The organism is Lawsonibacter hominis (assembly GCF_014287895.1).
Classification (GTDB): Bacteria; Bacillota; Clostridia; order Oscillospirales; family Oscillospiraceae; genus Lawsonibacter_A; species Lawsonibacter_A hominis.
Genome location: NZ_JACOPP010000011.1, coordinates 39,683 through 62,256, shown reverse-complemented (window position 1 = coordinate 62,256; position 22,574 = coordinate 39,683). Strand labels below are relative to the sequence as shown.

At 62.5% G+C, this 22,574-nt stretch carries 32 protein-coding genes; all 32 read left to right on the top strand.

Features of this window, described 5'->3' with window-relative positions; all coding sequences use genetic code 11:
- Window positions 1–95: 95 nt before the first annotated feature.
- The 32 genes from H8S57_RS09515 to H8S57_RS09365 all read left to right on the top strand — a co-directional run bounded on the left by H8S57_RS09515 (window position 96) and on the right by H8S57_RS09365 (window position 22,502).
- Entirely contained in the window at window positions 96–536 is a 441-nt protein-coding gene (locus tag H8S57_RS09515; RefSeq protein ID WP_186907845.1) for a hypothetical protein, read from the top strand.
- Window positions 523–1,278, top strand: a complete 756-nt coding sequence (locus H8S57_RS09510) for a rolling circle replication-associated protein (protein ID WP_186907844.1) — start codon at window positions 523–525, stop codon at window positions 1,276–1,278. The genes H8S57_RS09515 and H8S57_RS09510 overlap by 14 nt, the downstream gene beginning before the upstream one ends.
- Window positions 1,279–1,288: 10 nt before the next feature.
- A complete protein-coding gene (locus tag H8S57_RS09505) occupies window positions 1,289–1,552 on the top strand; it encodes a cysteine-rich KTR domain-containing protein (protein WP_243204758.1) in 264 nt (87 codons plus the stop codon).
- Between the two features lie 69 nt (window positions 1,553–1,621).
- Window positions 1,622–1,993 carry an HNH endonuclease signature motif containing protein gene (locus tag H8S57_RS09500; protein WP_186907843.1) on the top strand — a complete coding sequence of 124 codons (372 nt, stop codon included), beginning with the start codon at window positions 1,622–1,624 and terminating at the stop codon, window positions 1,991–1,993.
- A 226-nt stretch (window positions 1,994–2,219) separates the two neighbouring features.
- Window positions 2,220–2,735: a P27 family phage terminase small subunit gene (locus H8S57_RS09495; RefSeq protein WP_186907842.1), complete on the top strand. Its 516-nt coding sequence runs from the start codon at window positions 2,220–2,222 to the stop codon at window positions 2,733–2,735.
- On the top strand, window positions 2,725–4,533 hold the full coding sequence (locus H8S57_RS09490) for a terminase large subunit (RefSeq protein ID WP_186907841.1): 1,809 nt from the start codon (window positions 2,725–2,727) through the stop codon (window positions 4,531–4,533). Before H8S57_RS09495 ends, H8S57_RS09490 begins: the two co-directional genes overlap by 11 nt.
- A 1-nt stretch (window position 4,534) precedes the next feature.
- Window positions 4,535–4,729, top strand: a complete 195-nt coding sequence (locus H8S57_RS09485; RefSeq protein ID WP_186907840.1) for a hypothetical protein — start codon at window positions 4,535–4,537, stop codon at window positions 4,727–4,729.
- The gene (locus tag H8S57_RS09480; RefSeq protein WP_186907839.1) at window positions 4,726–5,943 is read left to right on the top strand and encodes a phage portal protein; all 1,218 of its coding nucleotides are present in this window, start codon (window positions 4,726–4,728) and stop codon (window positions 5,941–5,943) included. The genes H8S57_RS09485 and H8S57_RS09480 overlap by 4 nt, the downstream gene beginning before the upstream one ends.
- Window positions 5,944–6,645 (top strand): Clp protease ClpP, encoded by a 702-nt coding sequence (locus H8S57_RS09475; protein WP_186907838.1) that lies wholly within the window; start codon window positions 5,944–5,946, stop codon window positions 6,643–6,645.
- A 19-nt stretch (window positions 6,646–6,664) separates the two neighbouring features.
- Window positions 6,665–7,957: a phage major capsid protein gene (locus H8S57_RS09470; RefSeq protein WP_186907837.1), complete on the top strand. Its 1,293-nt coding sequence runs from the start codon at window positions 6,665–6,667 to the stop codon at window positions 7,955–7,957.
- Between the two features lie 14 nt (window positions 7,958–7,971).
- A complete protein-coding gene (locus H8S57_RS09465) occupies window positions 7,972–8,382 on the top strand; it encodes a hypothetical protein (RefSeq protein ID WP_186907836.1) in 411 nt (136 codons plus the stop codon).
- A 1-nt stretch (window position 8,383) separates the two neighbouring features.
- On the top strand, window positions 8,384–8,716 hold the full coding sequence (locus H8S57_RS09460) for a phage gp6-like head-tail connector protein (protein WP_186907835.1): 333 nt from the start codon (window positions 8,384–8,386) through the stop codon (window positions 8,714–8,716).
- Between the two features lie 3 nt (window positions 8,717–8,719).
- Window positions 8,720–9,283, top strand: a complete 564-nt coding sequence (locus tag H8S57_RS09455) for a hypothetical protein (protein WP_186907834.1) — start codon at window positions 8,720–8,722, stop codon at window positions 9,281–9,283.
- On the top strand, window positions 9,283–9,804 hold the full coding sequence (locus H8S57_RS09450; RefSeq protein WP_369807607.1) for a hypothetical protein: 522 nt from the start codon (window positions 9,283–9,285) through the stop codon (window positions 9,802–9,804). Before H8S57_RS09455 ends, H8S57_RS09450 begins: the two co-directional genes overlap by 1 nt.
- A 9-nt stretch (window positions 9,805–9,813) precedes the next feature.
- Window positions 9,814–10,278: a phage tail terminator family protein gene (locus H8S57_RS09445; protein WP_186907833.1), complete on the top strand. Its 465-nt coding sequence runs from the start codon at window positions 9,814–9,816 to the stop codon at window positions 10,276–10,278.
- On the top strand, window positions 10,265–11,332 hold the full coding sequence (locus H8S57_RS09440) for a phage tail sheath subtilisin-like domain-containing protein (RefSeq protein ID WP_186907832.1): 1,068 nt from the start codon (window positions 10,265–10,267) through the stop codon (window positions 11,330–11,332). The genes H8S57_RS09445 and H8S57_RS09440 overlap by 14 nt, the downstream gene beginning before the upstream one ends.
- A 12-nt stretch (window positions 11,333–11,344) precedes the next feature.
- Window positions 11,345–11,773: a phage tail tube protein gene (locus tag H8S57_RS09435; RefSeq protein WP_186907831.1), complete on the top strand. Its 429-nt coding sequence runs from the start codon at window positions 11,345–11,347 to the stop codon at window positions 11,771–11,773.
- A gap of 355 nt (window positions 11,774–12,128) precedes the next feature.
- On the top strand, window positions 12,129–12,509 hold the full coding sequence (locus H8S57_RS09430; RefSeq protein WP_186907830.1) for a phage tail assembly chaperone: 381 nt from the start codon (window positions 12,129–12,131) through the stop codon (window positions 12,507–12,509).
- A 29-nt stretch (window positions 12,510–12,538) separates the two neighbouring features.
- The gene (locus H8S57_RS17690) at window positions 12,539–12,664 is read left to right on the top strand and encodes a hypothetical protein (protein ID WP_256413576.1); all 126 of its coding nucleotides are present in this window, start codon (window positions 12,539–12,541) and stop codon (window positions 12,662–12,664) included.
- 548 nt (window positions 12,665–13,212) lie between these two features.
- The gene (locus H8S57_RS09425; protein WP_186907829.1) at window positions 13,213–15,195 is read left to right on the top strand and encodes a tape measure protein; all 1,983 of its coding nucleotides are present in this window, start codon (window positions 13,213–13,215) and stop codon (window positions 15,193–15,195) included.
- Between the two features lie 31 nt (window positions 15,196–15,226).
- Window positions 15,227–16,021 (top strand): LysM peptidoglycan-binding domain-containing protein, encoded by a 795-nt coding sequence (locus H8S57_RS17880; RefSeq protein WP_305798144.1) that lies wholly within the window; start codon window positions 15,227–15,229, stop codon window positions 16,019–16,021.
- Complete coding sequence (locus H8S57_RS09415; RefSeq protein WP_243204757.1) at window positions 16,011–17,009, top strand: XkdQ/YqbQ family protein; 999 nt, start codon at window positions 16,011–16,013, stop codon at window positions 17,007–17,009. The genes H8S57_RS17880 and H8S57_RS09415 overlap by 11 nt, the downstream gene beginning before the upstream one ends.
- 12 nt (window positions 17,010–17,021) lie before the next feature.
- Window positions 17,022–17,411 carry a DUF2577 family protein gene (locus tag H8S57_RS09410; RefSeq protein ID WP_186907828.1) on the top strand — a complete coding sequence of 130 codons (390 nt, stop codon included), beginning with the start codon at window positions 17,022–17,024 and terminating at the stop codon, window positions 17,409–17,411.
- Window positions 17,408–17,836, top strand: a complete 429-nt coding sequence (locus H8S57_RS09405) for a DUF2634 domain-containing protein (protein WP_186907827.1) — start codon at window positions 17,408–17,410, stop codon at window positions 17,834–17,836. The genes H8S57_RS09410 and H8S57_RS09405 overlap by 4 nt, the downstream gene beginning before the upstream one ends.
- Window positions 17,829–18,872, top strand: a complete 1,044-nt coding sequence (locus H8S57_RS09400; RefSeq protein WP_186907826.1) for a baseplate J/gp47 family protein — start codon at window positions 17,829–17,831, stop codon at window positions 18,870–18,872. Before H8S57_RS09405 ends, H8S57_RS09400 begins: the two co-directional genes overlap by 8 nt.
- 5 nt (window positions 18,873–18,877) lie before the next feature.
- On the top strand, window positions 18,878–19,405 hold the full coding sequence (locus H8S57_RS09395; protein WP_186907887.1) for a putative phage tail protein: 528 nt from the start codon (window positions 18,878–18,880) through the stop codon (window positions 19,403–19,405).
- Entirely contained in the window at window positions 19,402–19,860 is a 459-nt protein-coding gene (locus H8S57_RS09390; RefSeq protein WP_186907825.1) for a hypothetical protein, read from the top strand. The genes H8S57_RS09395 and H8S57_RS09390 overlap by 4 nt, the downstream gene beginning before the upstream one ends.
- Window positions 19,857–20,858, top strand: coding sequence for a hypothetical protein (locus H8S57_RS09385; RefSeq protein WP_186907824.1), 1,002 nt, complete (start codon window positions 19,857–19,859; stop codon window positions 20,856–20,858). Before H8S57_RS09390 ends, H8S57_RS09385 begins: the two co-directional genes overlap by 4 nt.
- Window positions 20,859–20,870: 12 nt before the next feature.
- On the top strand, window positions 20,871–21,251 hold the full coding sequence (locus H8S57_RS09380; RefSeq protein WP_243204756.1) for a hypothetical protein: 381 nt from the start codon (window positions 20,871–20,873) through the stop codon (window positions 21,249–21,251).
- A 5-nt stretch (window positions 21,252–21,256) separates the two neighbouring features.
- Complete coding sequence (locus H8S57_RS09375; protein WP_186907823.1) at window positions 21,257–21,454, top strand: hypothetical protein; 198 nt, start codon at window positions 21,257–21,259, stop codon at window positions 21,452–21,454.
- 15 nt (window positions 21,455–21,469) lie between these two features.
- Entirely contained in the window at window positions 21,470–21,853 is a 384-nt protein-coding gene (locus H8S57_RS09370; protein WP_186907822.1) for a hypothetical protein, read from the top strand.
- Window positions 21,846–22,502, top strand: coding sequence for a M15 family metallopeptidase (locus tag H8S57_RS09365; protein WP_186907821.1), 657 nt, complete (start codon window positions 21,846–21,848; stop codon window positions 22,500–22,502). Before H8S57_RS09370 ends, H8S57_RS09365 begins: the two co-directional genes overlap by 8 nt.
- The last annotated feature ends 72 nt before the right edge of the window (window positions 22,503–22,574 follow it).

Sequence of the window (22,574 nt, the reverse complement as noted above, 5' to 3'; positions counted from 1 at the left end):
CAAAATAGATGACCGATGTGACGAGTAGCACGAAAACAGAAAAGGGATGGCGGGGCTCTGGCCCCGCCTTTCCGCATTTGCATGGAGGTGGTCCTGTGGAAATTTTGATTGTAACCGTCCCAAGCGAACAGGCAAGTGATTTGGAGGCGATGCGCCACTATGTGTTGGAGAGCCTGAAAATCGGAGTGCTTGTGCTAACATGTGGAATGAAATGGAATTTGGCGCAGATTCCAGAGATCGGCGGGGTAGAGGTGGCTGCGGTTCATCCATCCGGCGGCCTTGTGCAGACACAGCCTAATGGTGGGCTGGGAGGCGGGCCAGGAAGCCGCCTGAAACGTCAGGTGCATGAGCGTTTGGTCCAATACCGTGGAGCGCACGGATTGGGCTGCTTCCGCCGGGTGGCAGAAGCCGGCGGCCTGACGGAGCACGATGTACGGGAGGCATATGCTGGGAGCAAGCTTCCGCTGGAGATATGGAGGCAGATCGGTAAGGTATTGACCGCCCTGGAGTCGGAGGAACCGGATGAAGCGGATTAAGACAATTACCGGCGGGCGGCTGGTGGCAAGCGTCTGCTATACCAGCGCCTCTATCCAGGACACGCCGCGGGAAAGGGCGGCCAAGAGCCAGATGTCCAGTGTAGCCCAGGAAAAAATCAACCTGCGCCGGTCATGGCAGAAACTGGAGATGGTGCTTGCTGCAAACTTTGACTGGCATGACCTACACATCGTACTTACCTATGGTGACGACTACCTTCCGGTAAACCGGGAAGCTGCAATCAAGCGGGTACGCAAATTCCTGGCCCTGCTGCGCAAGCACCGTAAGGTGCGTGGACTTATTACTAAGTACATTTACGTGACAGAGCAGCTGAGCGCGGAGGGTGGGCGGCTGCACCACCATCTTGTCCTCAACGGCACAGGCGGGGATCTGGACGTGCTCCAATCCCTTTGGCCCTACGGCCAGGTGGACATGGAACGGCTGGATATCTGGGAGGGCTATGAGGCACTGGCGAAATATCTCACCAAGGAGCCGCGGGAGGTGGGAAGGGCCGAGCCGGGCGCGCGGAGCTGGACACCTTCGGTCGGCCTGACGAAGCCCAGGGTGGAGAGCATGCGGGTCTCAGACAGCGTTACCATTACGGCACCACCCGGCGCGATTACCCTGGATCGCCGGGAGGAGAAGAGTGAGTTCGGAGAATATCTGTATTTAAAGTACCTGTTGCCGGAGAGAAAGGAGGGGAAGAGAGGAGTCAGGCCACCGCGCAGACGGAAAAAGGAATAGCCCGCGCGTCTTGTTCGGTCTGGAAACCACCTGTAACAACTCAAAAGAGGAGGGAAAATCTGCTTTGGAGGTATTGCAACAGCACCTCGAGTCTGGTAAGATTGTCATAAGGAATGGATGGTTGATGTGTCCTGTATGCGGAAAGGGCAAGGTTCTGAAGCTGAGGGAGGATACCACCGCCTATGCCCTGCCGGTCTACTGCCGCAGGTGCGGACAAGAAAGCATCGTGAATATCGAAGCGCCTGAGCCAGCGTCCGATGAGACCAGCGCCTGAGCCTATGATGACCCGAATACCGGGTGTCGTGGCTTGGGCGCTGTTTGTTTTGCCCGGAGGTGATAGCCTGTGGCGCTGAAGTCGCTCCGACCATGTAGGCACCCGGGGTGCCCGGAGCTGACCCGGGAGGGATACTGTCCCAAACACAAACCCAAGCCGGCGGCCCGGCGGGCCTCGGCGGAGCACCACGCATGGTACGGCCTGGACATCTGGACCGACGATCTGCGGCCCGCACAGCTCCTGCGGGAGCCGTTCTGCCGGGAGTGCGCCAAGCACGGGGAGCGGGTGCGGGCCACGGTGGTGGATCACGTCAAGCCCCACCGTGGGGACTGGGCGTTGTTCGTCGACACGGCCAACCACCAGAGCTTGTGCAAGCATCATCACGACCAGAAGACCGCCCGGGAACAGGCGGAAGAACGAAGGAAAATGGCGAGAATTTGAGCCCGTTTGGATGCCGCTGGCTACGTCCGCGCCCCGGCGCGTGAGAGCGCGTGGGCGTGCCCACGGCCGGGCGCGTGCAGGGGCAAGCCTATGGCTTGCCTACCCTCCCCCCGCCCCCAAAAAGTTTCGGGCGAGGGGGCGGAAGACCCCGCGGCCCCTCAGATGTAGGAAAATCTCCCCTATCAGAATACCGGCCCGGCCGGGCGGGGAGCAGGAGGTGAGAGAGATGCCCACGCCACCCAAGGCGCTGGAGAACATGAGCAAGAACCTGACCGAGGAGGAGCGGCAGCTCCGGGAGCGGGCGGAGGAGGGCGTGATCCCTGACCGGGGCCGTCTGGCCCAGATGGAGAAGCCCGCCCTCATGACTAAGAACGCCGCCGCCGGCCGGTATTGGAAGAAGGTCCTGGAGCGGATGGACGGCCTGGTGATCCTGGACGACCTGGACAGCGACGCGCTCGGCGTATACTCCGTCATGATGGCCCGGTATGAGACCCAGTGCAGGCTCCTCTCCCTGGCCGCCAGGCAGCTGAAGGACGCCAAGGACGACCCGGAGGCGGTGGCCGACGCAGCGGCCAAGTTGGACGCGGTGAGCGGTAAGATGCAGAGCCTGGAGCGCAATATCCTCCAGTACGCGGAAAAGCTGGGGCTCACCCCCTCCGGGCGGGTGCGGCTGGCCCAGAAGCGGGCAGCAGCGGCGGCCGGGGCCAGCGCTGATCCGGACGGTGATCTCTTTGGCGACTAGATGGCAAAGCGGCCTGCATCACCCTGTCGCTGTCTACGCCAAGCAGGTGGTATACGGCAAGCTGCGGCCCCTGTGCTGCAAGTACGAGATCCTGGCCTGCCGGCGGCATTTGGACGACTTAGCGCGGCAGGGGACGGATGATTTCCCCTATGTGTTCGACACCACCCGGGCGGATCGGATTATCCGGTGGTTTGGGCAGTGTATCCAAGTGCGGGGAGTAGACGCGGGAAAGCCGATCCAGCTGGAACCATGGCAGGTGTTTGACCTCGGCTGCGTCTACGGATGGGTCCATCGGGAGACGGGCGCCCGGAGGTTTACGCATACCTACAATAAGCGCTCCCGCGGTACTTACAAGAGCACGGAGAAATCCGGACAGGGACTGTACCATATGTGCGGTGATGCCATCTATCCGCCCTACCGGCCGGAGCTGGCCCGGTTTGAGCAGGAACCGGAGGTGGAGTGTGCCGCTGTGGACCGTGGCCAGGCCATGCGGGTACTGGGCGACGCCAAGAAGATCGCCCTCAACAGCCCCAGCATCGCCAGGAGGCTGCTGGTCCCCCGGTCTAACCCCATCGTCCACCGCACCCGGGGCGGATTCATGCGGGCCCTGTCCAAGGACACGAAGAACAAGGACAGCGGCGCCCCTACCTACTTCGTGGTGGACGAGTACCACGCCCACCCGCACTCGGAGATCTACGACCTGGGCACCAACTCCTTCGGCAAGCGGGCCCAGTCCCTGCTGGATGTGATCACCACGGCGGGCGATGATGCCGGCAACAAGCCGTGCTATGAGGAGGAGCTGTACGCCAAGCGGGTCCTGGAGGACCCAACGGTCACCGACGAGAGCTACTTTGTGATGATCCGGGAGCTGGACGATGGTGACAGCCCTCACGATGAGGGGGCATGGGCAAAGCCAAGCCCCTGCCTGCGGTATCCCAGCCAGTACAGTGAGATCCTGCTCAAGCAGATCCGGGACGAGCACAACACGGCCTACGCCTCCAACGATCCGGACAAGATCCGCAAATTTTTAACCCGGCGCATGTGCGTCTGGCAGACGGGCAGCGTCAACCGCTATCTGGATGAGCGGTGCATGGCGCTTGTCAAAACAGCCATGAAGCCTCGGGCGGAGTTCGCCGCCCTCACAGACGGGCTGCACTGTCACTGCGGGTTTGACCTGGGCAAGCGCATCGACCTGTCCGGTGCAGGGGCTGTGTTTGACCTGGGGGACGGACGCATCGCCATCAAAATGCATGCCTTTATGCCCGAAAACGGGGCGGGGCGGCACGAAAAAACCGACCGGGTGCCCTACCGGTTTTGGGCCGAGGGAGGCTATTGTACGCTGACGCCCGGCGATGTGACGGACAACAGCTATGTCTATAACTGGATCTGTGCCGGCGAGCGGGAACACGGCTGGGCGGTAGACGAAGTGGATTATGACGGACACAACGCTACCGATCTCGCCATCCGCATGAACGAGGACCGCAACCGGGAGGATTTCTGCGTGGAGGTGGCGCAGACCTGCGCCGGACAGAACCTGGCGGTGAAGACCTTCCGGGAGCTGCTGCTCCAGGGGCGTTTGATTATCGAGGAGAATCCGCTGGCCTACTGGTGCCTGGGCAACGCCATCGAAATCCAGAACAACTATGGAGATATAAAGCTCTCCAAGCGGCACAAAGACGATACAGAGCGCATCGATCCTGTGGCCGCCGTTATGAACGCCCTGGCCCGGCTGCTGGTGATGCGTACGCCGGGCAGCAACATCAACGACCATGTACTCTCCGAGGATTGGGGGATTTGAGATGAAACATCTGAAGGCGGCCGGGCGGAGGCTGGCGCTCTACCTGGACGATCTGCTGCTCCTGGCCGGCGGAGCCTGCTTTGTGCGGGCGGCCTGGGAGCTGGGCGGCCGCCCGGCTGCACTGCTGGTGGCCGGCGGGTGCCTGGTAGCCTACGCAGTGGTCATCGCCAGGGCGCGGAGAGGGGGAAAACGATGATCTTTGACCGGGCAATCAACGGCCCAAGGGCGTCGATTGAGACGCGGACGCTCTCCACGGAGGAGCTAGGGCAGTTCTTAAAGGACCTGTTCCTGTCCGGGGAAGACGTGGAAACGGGCCAGGGGACCGCGGAGCGGCTCTCCCCGGTGGCGGCTGCCCACCGCATCCTCAGCAACTCCTTCGGGCTGATTCCATTCGCCACCTACACCAAGGACGGGGACGCCCGGAAGGCGGTGCATGACCCGGCGCTGGACCGGCTGCTGAAGGTGCGGCCCAACGAGCGCATGTCCCCCTTCCTGTGCCAGAAGCTCATCATGTCCAACGCTTTCTGGTATGGCTTCGGCACCTGCTGGAACCGCCGGGATGGGGACGGGCGCCTGGTGGCCCGCATCCCTCTGCCCACGGAGTGCTGCTCCATCCGCAAGGACCGGGAGAGCGGGCATTACTGGTACGACTACAACGTGGATGGCTGGCAGCGCACCTTTGCCCCATATGAGCTCTCCTTCCTGTTTTTCGAGACCTATGACGGCACCCGGGGGAGGGGACTGTTGGACCTGGCTAGGGAGACCATCGCTATGGACGCCATGGCACAGCGGTACGAGCGGAAATTCTACCAGAACGGGGCCCGCCTTTCCGGTGTGCTGGAGGTGGACACCGACGCCAAGCCGGCCACCCGGCAGAAGCTGAAGGACGAGTTTCGCGGCTACGCCTCCGACGACGCCTTCGCGGTGGCGGTACTGGACCACGGCATGAAGTTCACCCCCCTGGGCCTCTCCCAGAGCGACGCCCAGTATATTGAGAGCCGCGCATTCACGGTGGAGGAGATCGCCCGGTTTACCGGTATCCCAAAGCACATGCTGCAGACCGGCAAGGAGAGCTATGACTCCAACGCCCAGCAGCGGCAGAACTACGTCACCGACACCCTGCTGCCCTATGTGGTGCAGTGGGAGCAGGAGGACGGCTATAAGGCCATTCCCCCGGACAAGCGGGACGGGGAGGGCTGGTACATGCGGGGCAATGTGGCGGTACTCCTACGGGGTGACGACCTGACCCGCAGCCAATTCTATGAGCGGATGGTCCGCAACACGATTTACAACCCGGACGAATGCCGTGCCCTGGAGGAAAAGTCACCCATCCCCGGCGGCCTGGGCCAGGAGTTCCTGGTTTCCAAGAATCTGGCCTCTCTGGGGGCCGTGCTGAAAGGAGAGAAATAGATGGATGTAAACCTGAGAGGCGAGCTGTGGGACAACGACTCGGCCGACATCCTGCGCTGGTGGGGATGGAGGGACATCACGGCCCCCATGGACATCCAGGCCGCGCTGGACGCGGCGGACGGCGAAGAGGTGACGCTGCTGATCAACTCGCCCGGGGGCGACATGAGCGTGGGACTGGAGATCCGCTCCATGCTGCGGCGGTATACCGGCAAGACCACCGCGCTGTTCCAGGGCCTTGGGGCCAGCGCGGCCACCCTGGCGGCCACCGGCTGCCAGGTGATCCAGAGCGAGCCGGGGGCCCTCTTGTGCTACCACAACCCCGCCGGCGGCGCGGAGGGGGATTACCGGGCTATGCGTCGGTCAGCCGAGGCCCTGCGCAACGCCCGGGACTGCATCCTGGAGGTCTACACCGCCCGGGGCGGCGGCAAGACCCGGGAGGAACTGGTCTCCCTCATGGACAAGGACATCTGGATCAGTCCCACCCAGGCCAAGGAGTACGGACTCATCGACGAGGTGGTGGGCCTGCCCGGCGGGGAAGAGGACCCGGCGGCCTTTGTTGCGGCGGCGGGCGGCCGGATTCGCCTGACGGCTGCCATGCGGCAGCAGTACCAGGATCATCTGGCCGCCCAGCGGACCGCCAGGACAGCCGAAGAAACGGCAATCCGCGCCCTGGCCCGACTCAGAGCGCTTGCACATTTTTGATCAATGAAAGGAGATCGCTATGGACTACATGGAAAAGATCAATGAGCTGCGGGCCCGGAAAGGCCAGCTGCTCGCCCAGGCCGAGGGCTTGGTGAAGGACGGCAAGATTGAGGATGCCAATAAGATCACCGACCAGATGGAGGCCATCAACGGTCAGATCTCCACCCTGGAGAAACTGGCCAAGGCCAGCCGTGAGGCGGCCGAGCCCGTCTATGACGGTGAGCTGCACACGGATCCCAAGGCCCACAAGGCGGGCAATGGTGGGGCGGACAAGCCCTTTGCCTCCATCGGCGAGCAGCTGGCGGCCATCTACAACTTCCGCAAGAACCACGTCGAGGACAAGCGTCTCCAGCAGGTCAACAACGCGGTGCTGGGCGCCAACGAGGGCGTCGGCGCCGACGGCGGATTCGCTATCCAGACCGACTTCGCCTCCGCGATCATGGAGAGCGCCGTGCAGATGAGTCCTCTGCTGAACCGGCTGGACCGCTACACCTGCTCCAGCGCGGCCAACTCCATGCGCTGGATCAGCGCCGACGAGACCGACGTGAGCAAGTCCGTATTCGGCGGTGTGCAGATGTACTGGGCCGCCGAGGGCGCCGCTGTGGCCGCCAGCAAGCCCCAGTTCAAGGAGATGAAACTGGACCTGGAGAAGATGATGGGCTTCCTTTATTGCACCGACGAGATGCTTCAGGATGCCGCGTTCATGTCCGGCTTTGCCTCCACCGGCTTCACCCTGGCCGCCGACCGCCTGCTGACTGAGGCCGTGATCGCTGGAGACGGCGTGGGTAAGCCCCTGGGCCTGCTCCACTCCAAAGCGCTGATTGAGGTGGCTAAGGAGACCGGCCAGGAGGCGGGAACCTTCGTGGGCGCCAACGCCATCAAGATACAGGCCCGGGCCATGCCCCGCAACCGCAACCGCCTGGTGTGGCTGATGCACCCCGACCTGGAGGAGCAGCTCCCCTACCTGTCCATCCAGAGCGGCGAGGCGGCCAAGTTCCTGTGGAACCCCGAGGGCGGCCTGGGCAACTTCGACACCCAGCGGGTGCTCAACAAGCCGGTGCTGTTTGAGGATAGCTGTTCCGCCCTGGGCACCAAGGGCGACATCATGCTGGTGGACCCCTTCATGTACATTCTGCTGGCCAAGGGCGCCGCCAAGCAGGACTGGTCCATTCACGTGGAGTTCCTCACCGATCAGAACTGCTTCCGCATGGTGTACCGCTGTAACGGCATGCCCAAGGTGAGCAAGCCGCTGACCATCAAGAACAGCAGCAAGGCCCGCAGCCCATTCGTGGCGCTGGCGGACCGCAAGTAAGGAAGGAGCAGAGTATGAAGCGTATTTCGGAAGCACTGGCGTTTCAGAACGTCCTGGCCCCCCAGAGCGTGGCGGCCTCCACCGACAAGACGACCGCCTATGTGGATGTGTCCGGGGTGGAGGAGATTGTGTTCCTGGTGTCTGCCGCTGCCCTGGGCAAGGGTAAGGGACTGACGGTCTCCCTGCTGGCCTCCGGCGACAGCGGCGGGGCTGGAGCGGAGGAGATCGGCAAGGCTACCTTCACCGACGGCGTGGGCACCGCCCCCCAGCTTGCGGTGGTGACGTACAAGGTGAGCGCCCTCAATGGGCGGTATGTAGCTGTTAAGTTCCGTCATGACGCGGCGGACGGGGTGGTCTGCGGCGTGGCGGCGGTCGCCTCCGGGCTCTATCTGCCTGCGGCCAACGGCTGGAGCCTAGTGGTTTAATATGGCCCTGACGGATGAGCGGCTGGACAGGCTGCTGCGGTATTGCGAGGTGGATCCGGCCGATGAGCACCGGGTGACGAAGATCCGGGACCTCTATCCGGGCGCGGTGGCGTACCTGGAGGGGGCCGGGATCTCCGAGCCCGAGGAGGGCAGTCTGCGCCGGGAGTCCTACGACCTGTGTGTCAACGCCCTGGTGCTGGATTCGCTGGATCTGCCGGAGCTGTCCGTCGGCGGGACGCTCCTGACCGAGAACCCCATGTTCCGGCGACGGCTGAATCAGCTGAAATTCTCTGAGCCGGCGTCCCGATCGGACGCCGGCTCCGCGGGAGGGTAGGAGATGGCGATGCACCAGCGCGCGGCGGAGCTGCGGGAGCGGGTCGAGGTGCTCCGGATTGTCCAAACGGACCACGTATGGAGCTGGGAGGTGCAGCGTACCACCAGCGCGGGCGTGGAACTGGGGGAGAGGACCAACCTGTTTTCGCAGGTGGGCATTGGGGCCAGAGACGCCAGCCTGGTGCTGCGCAGGCAGCCCATCACGCTCCACAATGCCCTGCGGTGGCGGGGGCGGCACCTGTTCCTGACCAGTCTGACCGACGGAAAACGGGGCTGGATGAGCGGGAAGGCTGCGTTGGTCGAACTGGTTGAGTGCCAGGGAAACGTCCACCGGGGCACGGATGGACCGGTCTTTCCGGGCGTGCTGACGGAAAAGTATCTGCGGCATGAGCGAGACGAACCCATGTCCGTCAATACGCTTTGCTACGTGCTGGTGACGCCGAAAGCCATCGAACTGACGCCGGGCGGGTTGGTGGATGTGGCGGCAGAGCCCTATGAAGTGCTGACCGCCCATACGCTGGACCCGTTCAAAAACGAATATGAGATCGTGCGGAAGAGGGACCTGTAGTGAAGACGTGGGTGGATACCAAAGAGCTGGATCAGTTCCGGCGGCACTGGGATGCTCTGTTCGACGTGTTTCCTGCGGCCCGTCAGGCCGCAGTTGCCGAGATGGGCGCGGCGGTCCGGCGGGATCTGGACGCCAATATCCTCTCCCAGGGCGTGGACGACCTATTCTGCCATGTACGGAACAGCCAGCGCCTGGCGCTGGGCAGCAAAGGCGGATATGCGGCGATCCGGGCGGAGGCCATGCCGTTTCATGACCGGTTCGGGAAACGCAAGACCTGGAAGGGGAAAACCGTTTCCGGGCGCATGGTGACCCGATGGCTGGAACGGGGCCATGGCGCACGCAGGCCTTCGGGGAAGGACAAGCGGTATCGGGCCCGGATCGTAGGGGCCGGGGTCAGCGGGCGCGGGGCCTATGTAAAGGGCCATCTATTCTACAGCTGGACCAAGCTGAAGGCATGGGAACACGCACGGCGGGCAGCGGACAAGGTGCTGAGCCGCCTCGCGGATGAAATCGACTACTAGGAGGCGCGTATGCTTAACCCCAACACGATATTGGCCGCACTGGAGGAGCGGCTGGGCGAGCGTTTCCCGGGACGCAGGGTGTACCGGGATCTGGTTCCGGAGGGCTTTGAACGGCCGTCCTTCCTGGTCAGCCTGGGGAGTGTGGAGATGGCGGACGCAAGCTGCGATACGCTGGACGTGAAAACGCAGCTGGTGGTGACCGCGTTTGAGACGGTGGACCGCTACCATAACACCCATGTCGCGGCATTGGCCGGTACGATGATGCTGGTACAGGAGCTGTTTGCGGCCGCTTATCTGCGCGTCGGGGACCGCGCGCTGCACGTGGCGGGCAACAAAGGCGAGTACCACTACGACTACGCCGAGATAACGGTCACGCTGAGCTACCAGGATGACCGGCCCGGCGGCGAAACGTGGCCGCCGATGGGCGCGGTCAGCCTAAATTTGACAGGAGGTATTGCAGATGGGACTGCCTAATATCAATATTTCGTTCCAGAACACGGCCATTACAGCGATCCAGCGCAGCGAGAAGGGCATAGTGGCGCTGATTATCAAGGACAGCAAAGGAAACGGGGCGCATATCCTGACCAACGCGACACAGATCCCGACAACGCTTGGAGCAGCCAATCAGGCCTATCTTCAGCGCGCGTTCCTGGGCTATGTCAATCCGCCCAGAAAGGTCATCGTCTATGTACTGCCCGCTGCGGCGGAGGCGCTGACCGATGCGCTGGATTATCTGGCCACCCAGGTATTCGATTATCTGGCGGGGCCGCCCGATATCACCGAGGAGCAGTGTACCGCAGTCGTGGCATGGATCAAAAGCCGCAGGCTCAACGACCACGCCGTCTGTAAGGCGGTTCTGCCCAATACGGCCGCAGACAGCGAGGCTGTCATCAACTTCACAACCGGCGGGATCGTGGCAGGCGCCACGACCTTTACCGCCGGTCAGTATTGTTCCCGGATCGCCGGGCTGATCGCGGGAACTCCGATCACCATCAGCTGTACTTACGCCACACTGCCGGAGGTGTCCGACGTGACCAGGCTGACGGAAGCGGAGATGGACGAGGCCATCGACGGCGGCGAATTTATCCTGTTCCACGATGGCGCGAAGATCAAAGTCGGCCGGGGCGTGAACAGCCTCCAGACCACCACCCAGGACAAGGGAGCGGCCTACCGGAAGATCAAACTGGTAGAAGCCATGGATATGATGCAGGCGGATATCCGCATGACGGCCCAGGACAGCTATATCGGCAAGTACGCCAACAGCTACGACAATAAGTGCCTGCTCATCACGGCCATCAGCGGGTATTTCCGGACCCTGGAGCTCGGAGGCATCCTGCAGGCGGACGCCTCCCGCACGGGCATCGACCTGGAGGCCCAGGAGGCGTATCTCCAGAGCGTGGGGACAGACACATCGGCCATGACGGAGCAGGAGATCAAGCAGGCCAATACGGCGGAAAGGGTCTTTCTGGCCGCCGCGGTCAAGATACTGGACGCCATCGAGGACATCGACCTGAAGGTCGTCATTTAAGGAGGGCACGGCATGGATTCTGCAAAGCGGGTTATTTCCGGCACCTGGGGCGAGGTGTGGCTGGACAGCGACAAGGTGAGCGAGTGTTACGGCCTTCAGGCCAAGGTCGGTTTCAACAAAGAGGATATCGCACTGTGCGGGCAGATGGCCAGCGACAAAAAGGTGACCGGCATCGACTGCACGGGCTCCCTGCGGATGCACAAGGTCAACTCCCGCATGGCGCAGGTGATCGGGCAGTATATCCGCAACGGGCGGGATATCCGCTTTACGGTCATCTCCAAGCTCAACGATCCGGACGCCTATGGAGCTGAGCGGGTAGTGCTGAAGAACGTTTCGTTTAACGACCTCACGCTGGCGGACTGGGAGGCCAAAAGCCCGGGCAAGGTCGAGTCTCCCTTCACCTTTACCGATTACGAGTTCCTGGATATGATCGGAACCTGAATTTCCATCCACGCTCCCCGCGATGGGAGCGACGGAAGGCATGGTTTGACAAAACGCGGCGCATCGGGTATGATGACACTGGCGCTGCACAAACGGACAGGCGGTTGGCCACGACCTCCGGAAGGGGGTGAGGCCATGCGGATCACATTACATATCGGGGCCTTCACGGTTACGATTATTGTGAAAAGCAGAAACCGCCACTCTGCCAAGTGACGGTTTCTCAGGGCTTTCCTGTTAAGCTGAACTTGGGCTGACCGCTTGTCGCAGCGCCCCTGTATGGTTATTATATCAGACGCCCCCGCTTTGTCAAGCACGACAGAGCGGGGGCGTCCTGCGTCCCGGAAAGGAGAAGCTTATGAGCGAACTTCTGGAGCTGCTGCTGCGGCCGGAGGTACCGAACGTCCAGAAGCAGCTGCCCACGCGAAAGTATCGGATCAAGCGCCTGAGCGAGGCCTGCGGGGAGGATGTGATCTTTACCCTGCGGGGCCTGCCGTATGGGCGGGTCAGCGAACTGAAGGAGACCAACAGCACCGACCTGAACGTGCATATCCTTCTGGCCGGAGTGGTGGAACCGGACTTTAAGGACCGGCGGCTGGCGGAGCGGTTCGGCGGAGCCACCCCGGCGGAGACCGTGAAGGCCATGCTGCTGGCCGGAGAGATCGAGGACATCAGCCGGGCGGTAGAACGGCTGTGCGGCTATCGCCGGGATACCATCGAAGAAATAAAAAACGAATAGAGGACGGCAGCGACCCGGAGCTGGGACTGGTGTATTACCTGTTTCACACCAAGGGCTGGAAGCCGGACGAGTTCTATCTGAAGCCGCCCGGCTTCCGGGATCTGGTGGCGGCGCTGGCGTCCTATGAAATCGATCACAGGCCGGGACGGCGTTAAAAAAGCCGCCCCGGCCGGGGCGGCGGCAGCCTGTCGAAAAAGGGCAAGGGCCTTTTTCGACAGGGGGATGCATGACGGACAGGGCTCGATTCTTGCAGAAAAGTCGCCCTGTCCGTCATGAGAGGTGTCATTTCCGACGCACATGTCGCCGGAAATGACGGAGATTCCTTTTCTTCCGTCGTCTGCGGACGACGGAACTCGGCGAGGCTCTTCTCCAGAGGGGTTTTCGACCGCTTGAAGCCGCCCCGGACGGGGCGGCGGATCATTGCGGCGGCTCGCCTTTATGCGGATCGCCGGAGACCCAAATGCAAAGCGGCAGCAGGGCAAGGGTCACAAGGAGGAACAGGACGCTCAGGCCGGGATAGCCGGAACAGGCCAGGAGCGGGCCGATTGAAACCGTGAACAGACCGGACATCCCGAGGCAGAGCCATAGAAAACCGCGAAACCCATATGCCCCGCTGCGGAACCTCACCCAAAACATAAGCACGCCCCCCTTTTTTATTTCCAGTATATCGCAGATCCGGCGGATGTCAAGCGGAGGTGATCCTATGGCGGAGGAAGTCGGCATCGTCATGACGCTGTACGACAAAATGTCACCGACCATGAAGGCCATGGGCAATAATACAAAAGCCTTTGACAAAGCCATGCAGGCGCTGGAACAGACCTGCGCGGCCTACGAAAAGGAACAGAAGGCCCTGACGGCGGACGCATCCAGGTGGAAATCCGCACTGGAGGCCAGCAATAAGAAGGTCTCGGAGGCCAGGACCGCGTACAAAAAATTCGGTGATGAGCTCCACAAGGGCATCCTGGACGAGGCCATCAAGGAGCAGGAGGAGTATAAAGCCAGACTAAAGGATACGGAAAGCGCCATGAACAGCAGCCGCAAATCCCTGATGAGCTACCGGGACGAGCTGCGGAAGACCGGAAATTCCGGCGGAAGCGAGGGGAGCGGCGCATCCGGATTGCTGAAGGGCCTTCTGTCGGCCGGGCTCAGCCGGCAGGTAGGAGATGCGATCGCTCAGGCGGGCGGCAGCTTTCTCAGCAGCGCGATCGGGGAGCCGGAAGCACGCTTCGCGTCCTCCGTTTTGTCAGGAGCCGTATCCGGGGGCATGATGGGAGCGGCGCTCGGCCTGCCCGGAATCGCAATCGGCGCACTGGTCGGCGGGCTTTCGGGGGCCATATCGGGCGGGAGTGAGATCTTCGCGGCCAGGGACGACGCCTTTAAAAGCTATGTGCAGGATGCGGCTGAGGCGCAGATCTCCGCGCGGGATGAGGCGATCACGTCCGGCTCCGGCATTGCCGGCAGCCGGGAGCAGAAACAGCTGGCCTTTGCCACCCTGCTGGGAGGCGATGCGTCGGCCGGGGCCTTTCTGGACGAGGTGAAAGCCATGGCGGCCGCCACCAACTACACCTATGACGAGATCACCAGCTACGCAAAAAGCATGGTAAAACCCTTCGGGGCGGACCGGACGCTGGATATGCTCAAGACCCTTTCGGATACCTCCGCAGCGCTGTCTCTGGATTCCAGCGACAATGGGGTGCTGATCGCCGGGCTGTCCCGCATGCAGCTCACGGACAAAACCACGCAGGAGTACCTCAATTATTTTTCAGAGCGTGGGATCGACGTATACGAGGCCCTTTCGCAGTGGGGCGACGCGGCCACGGTCGCGGGAAAGGTGTCGTCCGGAGCGATCCGCGGGTCCGATGCGGTGGAAGCGCTGCTGACCTACATGCAGGAGCAGTACGGAGGCCTGTCCGAGCGCATGGCCAGCACCTATGAAGGGATGATGGGCAACCTGGAGGACGCCGAGGCCAACGCCGAAGAAGCCTACGGCATCGGCTATAACGAGACGCGCAAGAAGGGCATCCAGGCCCAGACGGAGTGGCTGGCGGCCGGAGCCCAGGACGAGGCGAACCGGGCCATCGGAGCATGGCAGGCACAGCTGGAAAACGAAAAGGAGCGCTATATCCGCGAAGCGGTGAACGCCGCCATGGAGGGCGAGGACTACCAGCGGGCCAAGGCGGAGGACGATGCGGCCGAGATGGGCCGTATCCTGATGCAGGCCAAGGTCAGGGGGATGGACGAGTACAACGCCAGCGAGGGAGCCCAGGAGGCCCTGGCAGCGGAGATGACGCTTGTGGAAGGAATCCGCAGCGATGCGGGCATGAACTCTGATTACTGGGACGCAGGCTATGAGCGCGGCCAATGGTACACCAGAGGCCTTGCGGCGGCACTTGCGGGGAACGCATCCGTCACGCGGGGCGAACGGCGGACCGGCGGCGGCGCCAGCAACTATCACCGGTATGCCTACGGGCTGGACCGGGTGCCCTACGACGATTTCCCCGCGCTGCTGCACGAGGGCGAACGGGTGCAGACCGCCGCCCAGGCGCGGGCGGCGGATGCGGGCGCGGGCAGCGTGAACCTGAACCTGAACGGACCTGTTACGGTACGGGAGGAAGCCGACCTGGACAAGCTGGCCCGAAAATTCGCCAACGAGGTGCGCCGGGCGGCGCTGCTGGCAGAGCCATAGCGGATCGCGCGACAGGAAGGGAGAGACGCCCATGCTGCGGAAATTCATTTTCAAGGATACGGAAACAGGGGAGGAGCTGGTGCTCCCGGTCACGCCCTCCAGCTATGACGTGGAGCACGGGCGGAAGGCCAACCCGCTGACCATGCACGAGGCGGGCGATGTGAATCTGCCGGGAAGCGCCGTGCTCCTGGATGTAGAACTGGAGTGCCTGCTGCCCGCCCATGCCTACCCATTTAATCAGCCGGGCGCCGGCACGAACCCGTTTGTCTATCTGGAGCGGCTGGAAAAGTGGAGCGACGCGGGGACCGTACTGCGCTTCATCGTCTCGGACACGCCGGTCAACGCCGCTGTGATCCTGGACCCCATCCGGTACCGGGAGCAGGACGGTACCAACGATATCTACTGCACGATCCCCCTGCGCGGGTACCGGACGCTGTCGGCGGAGACCGTGGAGCAGAAAGCCACCGGGAACCAGGCCAGAGCTGTGGAGACCCAGCCGGAAAAACAGACGGCCTACACGGTGCAGGCCGGGGATACGCTGTCAGGTATTGCCCGGAGATTCTACGGCGACGCATCCCTGTACGGAAAACTGGCCGCCGCCAATGGTATCTGCAACCCGAACCGGATCTACCCGGGCCAGGTGCTGAAGCTGCCGGACGCGGACAAGCTGCCCGCCGCCCGGGCTGCGGAGCAGAAGCCGCTGTCCCAGAAGGCGGCGGAGGCGACTGCGGTGACGTTTGACCAGACGGTGGGACAATTTAAGTTCCAGGCCGGGCCCGCGGTCAAAAACCTTGCGCAGGAGGCGCTGAACCGTCTTGAAGGATGATACGCTGAAGCTGCTGCTCACGACCGGCGCGGGGACGCAGGACGCAACGGCGCTGATGCAGTCATGCACCTGGGCGGGCAACGGGAAGCAGGTGGGGAGGACGCTGGATGTGTCCCTGACGGCCTCCCCGGTGGACAAGCGCCTGCCGGTGATCCCCTGTTCATTGGGGGACGGGGCGCAGCTGTTCCGAAACGGGGAGCTTTTATTCGACGGCTTCGTGTTTTCACGTGATAAGGACACCGGCGGCGGCGGGATCGGCCTGGGCTGTTTTGACCGGGGAATCTATCTCAAGCGCAACGAGGCCGCCTACCTGTTCACCAATCAGACGCCGGAATCCATTACCAGGCGGGTCTGCGGGGACTTCGGGATCTCCGTGGGCGCGCTGGCATCCACGGGAGTGCCGGTCTCCCGCAATTTCCCCGGGGTGAGCCTGTACAAGATCATCCAAACCGGCTATACCCTGGCGGCGGAGCAGACCGGGGGGCGGTATCAGATCCGCTTCCGGGGCGCCGCGCTGGAAGTCGTCGAAAAAAAACAGGGAGAGCGCACCCTGGTGCTCCGTCCGGGCAGCAACCTGATCAGCGCATCGGTCTCGGAGAGCGTGGAAAATATGGTCAATCAGGTGGCCATCTACGACAAAAACGGCGCCAGGGTATCCGAACAGAAGGACGGGGAGGCCGTGGGCCTCTACGGGCTGATGCAGGCATACCTTCAGCAGGCTGAGGGACAGGATACGGCCAAACAGGCCCGGCGGCTGCTGGAGGACGGCGCGGTCAGCCAGACGGTCACGGTGTCCTGCCTGGGCAATCCGGCCCTGATCGCCGGAGAGTGCGTGGTGGTTCGGGAGCCCTATACCGGCGTTTACGGCCTGTTTTGGATCGATGCGGACACACATACATGGAAAAACGGGCTCTATCAGTGTAAGCTGACGCTGAACTTCCGCAACCTGATGGACGAGCAGGAGGCGGGAAAGCTGTTGGACGCCTGAGCAGGAGGGAACATGGAAGCAAACCCGTATGTGATGCTGGTAGACGCGCTGGCGGGCGGAGCGCCGGCCGACGCGCTGGTCCTGGGAAAGGTGCTCTCGCCGGAGCCGCTGCGGGTCCTGGCCGAGGGTAATACGCTTGGGCCGGAACGGCTGCTGCTGAACGCCGCGCTGAAAAAGGATTATGAGATACCGGCTGAAATCAGGGACCCCAAGGGGGACCTGAGCATCCAGACAGCCTGCTCCTACTCCAGCCACAGCGCCATGACCGTGACCGGCGGAGCAGTGGACGAATGCAGGCTGATCCGGCGCAAGCCGGACTACAAGGCAGGCGATCTGCTGTTGCTGCTGCCCATCGAAGGGCGGCAGCGGTACATTGCGATTTGCAGGGTGGTGACGCCATGAGCACACAGCTGTTCCCAATGATCCAGCCGCAGGCCTGGGAGGGCGGCCGGGAGCTGCCCCTGTGCGTGGAGATCGGCTGGGACTATGCGGCTAACCAGCCGCGTTTTCTGCGCGGGGAGCCGGTAGAGGTGCAGGGCCTGGACGCGGTACTGGTATGGGCCTGGAAAGCCCTTCACACGGAGCGGTTCCGCTATGAGATCTATACCTGGGCTTACGGCAGCGAACTGGAGAGCCTGATCGGGCAGCCCTACACAGGGGAGCTGAAGCGCGCGGAGGCCATCCGCTATGTGCGGGAGGCCCTGCTGATCAATCCCTATATCCGCAGCGTGGACGATATCTCCGTAACGTTTTTGGACGGCCTGCTGGAGATATCCTGCGCTCTGACGAGCATTTATGGAAAGGGGGCGCTTGAGGCCCATGTTTGAGGACATTACCCCGGAAAGCATCAAAAGCGGGATCTTGAGCCGGGTGGGCAGCACCATGGAGCAGCGCGAGGGCGGCTTTTTGTCCGACATGGTAAGCCCCGTTGCGCTGGAGCTGTGGAAGTGCTATCAGGCCATGAACGCGCTGATCCCAATCGCCTATGTGGATGAGAGCAGCGGGGGATATATCGACCTTCGGTGCGCCGAGTACGGCATTGTCCGCAAGGCGGGGACGCGGGCCAGGGCCGCCCTGACGCTGACCGGCCGGGCGGGGACGGTGATCCCGGCAGGGACGGCCTTCCTGACGGGGGACGGCCTGGCGTTTGGCCTGATGGAGCCGGTGACGCTGACCGGCGGCGCAGATCCGGGCAGCGTGGAGGCCGACGCCGTAGGGCGGGCCTACAACATCCGGGCAGGGGAGCTTACACAGATGGTGAACACCATCTCCGGCCTGGAAAGCTGGAGCAACGCCGACGCCGAGGGCGGCACCGACGAGGAGACCGACGCAGCACTGTGCGCGCGTCTGTACGAGCATCTGCAAAAGCCCGCCACCAGCGGCAACACATATCACTATGAGCGGTGGGCCAAGGAGGTCAACGGTGTGGGAGACGCCAAGGTCACGCCGCTCTGGAACGGGCCGGGTACCGTGAAGGTGCTGATCGTAGGTCCGGACAAGGAGCCGGTCTCCAGCGAGATCGTGACGGCCTGCGCCGCCTACATCGACGCGCAGCGGCCCATCGGGGCGACGGTGACCGTGTCCAGCGCCGCGGGCCTGAGCATCGAGGTATCCGCCTCCGTGACACTGGACGGCACTACGACGGCGCCGGCCGTGGAGAGCGCCTTTGCCGAACGGTTGGGGGAGTATATCCGGGAGCTGGCCTTCCGCGGCTACACACTGCTCTACAACCGGGTCGCCTTTTTCCTGCTGGACATTGACGGCGTGGTGGATTATACCAGCCTGAGCGTCAACGGCGGGACGGGCAACGTGTCCATCGGCGCCGAGCAGGTCCCGGTCCTGGGCGAGGTGAGTGTGACGTGAAACTGATGGATTACCTGCCCCGGTATTACGACCGGAGCGCCGAGGTCATTGCCCTTCAGGGGGCGCTGGACCCGGAGGCCGCGGCGGTCCGGGCGGCCTGGGACGGCCTGCTGGCACAACTCAACGTGGCGACGGCCACCTGGGGGCTGGAGGCCTGGGAGCGGGCCCTGGGCCTGGAGACCGACGTGAGCAGGCCGCATGAGTGGCGGCGTACCCGTATCCTGTCCAAGCTGCGTGGGCAGGGGACCACCACGGTGGCCATGATCCAGCGCGTTGCGGAGAGCTTTTCGAACGGGGCTGTGGACGTGATCGAGCACGCGGAGGAGTACCGCTTTGACGTGAAATTTACCGGGACCATCGGGATACCGCCCAACATGGACGATCTGTCTGCCGCCATCGAGGAGATCAAGCCTGCCCACCTGGATTACGACTACATCATCCTGTACCGTACCCACGCCATGCTGACGCCCTACACGCACGGAGGGCTGGCCGCATTTACCCACGACACCTTGCGGGGAGGGAGTATGACATGACCCAAACGGACTACTACAACCTGAAAAAGCCGGCTGCGTCTGACTATTATAACGTGAGCGACTTTAACGACAATGCAGACCGCATCGACGCGGCTCTGCACGGCCTGGAGGAGGGGAAGGCGGGGCTGGGCGAGGACGGCCTGATCCTGCCGGGGCAGCTGCCGGAGATGAGCACGCTGCTGCGTGCCTGGCCTGTGCTGACCACGGCAGGATGGGCCGGAAGTACCGGAGCCTGGAGCCAGACCGTGGCGGTGGCCGGCATCAAGGCCACGGACGTGACTCACGTGTATCCGGCCTGCAGCACGACGGACGCAGAGCTGGCCGGGCGCCAGCGGGCGGCCTACAACACGCTGGAGCCGTATGTGGACAGCGCCGAGGGTACGTTGACGGCTTACTGCAAGCAGAGCGCAGCGCCCACGGTGGACGTCCCCATCCTGGTGGAGGTGATGAGATGAGAGGTCTGCTGCATGGAGAGGGCGCTGCTGCAGAGCATGCGGCAAGGACGGATAATCCCCACGCTGTAACGGCGGCACAGGCGGGCGCGGATACCGCCGGGGCCGCGGCGGCGGTGCAGAATCTGCTGGCCGGGCACACCGCCGATCTGGATAATCCCCATCAGGTGCAGGCCAGCCAGATCCCATGCCTGCCGTGGGAAAATGTAGCGGAAGCGATTTCGGACATCAACAACCAGCTCAACAAGACGGCTGAGACGCAGTACAAGTGGGCGAAGTCTCAATATCAACTCAGTCAGGCGGGAACCAGCACCAGATTTGTCACGGTTAATGCCGGTAAGCTCCCTTACTCACACACCATATACTACGCAAACGAAGTTACTGTAACCGCTGACCACAAAGTCATGCTTGTAAATCCGACTGCGCTTACATACACAGGCCAGCAAATAGAGGAATCCAGAGCAACATACATTTCTTTGTTGGCCGGAAAGTATGTTTCGCACGACAGTTCCGCCACTGCATCCGTATTCTACATAGACCCAAATCCATCGATTGTATGCACCTACAACTCGACCGATAAGACCTACACCCAATATTTTACTCCGGCTTATACAGTCAGCGTTGTCCGGCAGTCATCGGGATATGTGTACAGTGAGAGCCGGAACGCTTATCCCGATGCAGGCGAGCAGGACGGATACTATTACGAGTATGCGGGCGAAGAAAACACAGCTATTATCCCGAAAATTGTTACTGGAACGTACACCGGAACGGGAGCAGCACAGACTATTTTGCTCGGGAAACGTCCCAAAGCCGTGCTCCTTGGAGGGGACGGTTACAATAGTGCCGGGGTCTATTACAAGGCTACCATGGTTATTTCCAACTACAGTCCATTATCAACTATTGCGATTGTAGACACTGGTTTTACGGTGAGTGGAAATACTTCTGCCGCAACGGCATTTTCAAAATCAGGGGTCACCTACTGGTATGCTGCACTTTTGTAAGGAGGGAATCACATGCTGACAATCATTGAGATCAATGCCCGCGCGGACGGGGGGCATGCCCTCCAGTCTCAGAGCGGGCGCAGGGAGTGCTGGCTGGACGGGTACATCGCCGTACCGGCCCATTTGGAGGCCGCCGTGTGGGCCTGCTGCGGGTATTGCGACCTGGATATCCAGGACGGGACTCTGGTGGGCATCACGGCCAAGGAGGTGCCTGTGGTACCGGAGCCTGACCCGGAGCCGACCGCCGATGAGCGCGTTTCCGCGCTGGAAGAGGCTCTGGCACAGACCGATGAGACCGCCATCACCCTCTATGAGGCACAGGCGGAACAGGAGACCATTAACGCATCACAGGATGAGGCGTTGCTGGAAATATATGAAATGTTGGGAGGCTGATCATCATGGCAGTCAAAGCAATCGCACACAGTTACTGGAGATCCATCAAGCGGGGATCCAGGACCTTTGAAAGCGTCCTGGATCCAGTGAAAGAGGACGTGCGCACCCTGGCCCGGTCCGACGTGGCCGAGGGCATCATCACCCCGGAAGAGTACCAGCAGTACATTGGCGAGGCCTATGAGGCCGACGCCGCAACGATTTAAGAGGAGGACTTTGACATGAAAAATACCATCAACTTCAACCCCTTGACTCCCGCCGTTTTCGCCGTTGGCGAAAAGAACGATCGTGACATCGGCGTCGCCGCCGACATGCTCATGCAGAACATCCGCGAGGGCCGTGAGGCCAATACCATGGGTGACCTGCCCATCGCCCATCAGGTGGACTGGCCCCGCATCGGCAAGGCGTATGCCGCTATGGATGAGGCCGGGCGCAAGGCGGTCAACGACGGCCTCAACGCGTGGCTGCGCACCATGCGGGGCAACTACAAGGCCCTGACCGGCCTGTGGCGTGCCAAGGACTACGACGCCATGGTCAAGCTGATGGAGGGCGCGAGCGACCCCGGCCCCATCAGCGGGGACAAGCCCGGCAAGAGCGATGCTTAACAGCCGGGACATCAACGACCTGCGCTCGGACGTAGCGGCCAATTGCCGGGTCTGGATGCAGCTGTGCCGGGATGCGGGCCTTTCGGTCTGCATCACCGGCACGGTCCGGGACCGGGCGTACCAGGAGTACTGCTACCGGAACGGGACCAGCAAGGGGCGCGTGCCTACCTTCCACGCCCAGGGCGTGGGGCTGGCCTTTGATTTCTGTAAGAACGTCAAGGGGCAGGAATACTCCGACCCGGCGTTTTTCCAGCGGGCCGGGGAGCTTGGGGAGCGGGTCGGCTTCGAATGGGGTGGGCGATGGAAGTCCTTTCCCGACCGCCCGCATCTGCAGTGGAGCGGCGGCGGGAAATACACCGGCAGCATGATCCTGGCCGGGCGGTACCCGCCCGCTATGCCGCTGTACCGGGAGGAAATCAATATGACCATAAATGAAGTACAGGCCCTGGTCGAACAGTCCGTGGAAAAGGCCCTGGCAGACCGGGACGAGGCCGTGGCGCGTTCTATTCAGACTGTGAGTACATGGGCATCCAACGCATGGGAAAAGGCCGCACAGGCCGGTGTATTCGACGGCACGCGCCCCGGCGGTGCGCTGACAAGGGAGCAGGCCGCCGTGGTGCTGGATCGGCTGGGGCTGCTGCAAAGGTGACAAAAAAGTACGCGCCTATTTTTCTAGAAACATATGTTTTTGTCAACTGAAAGGACAGTATTCATGAAAAAC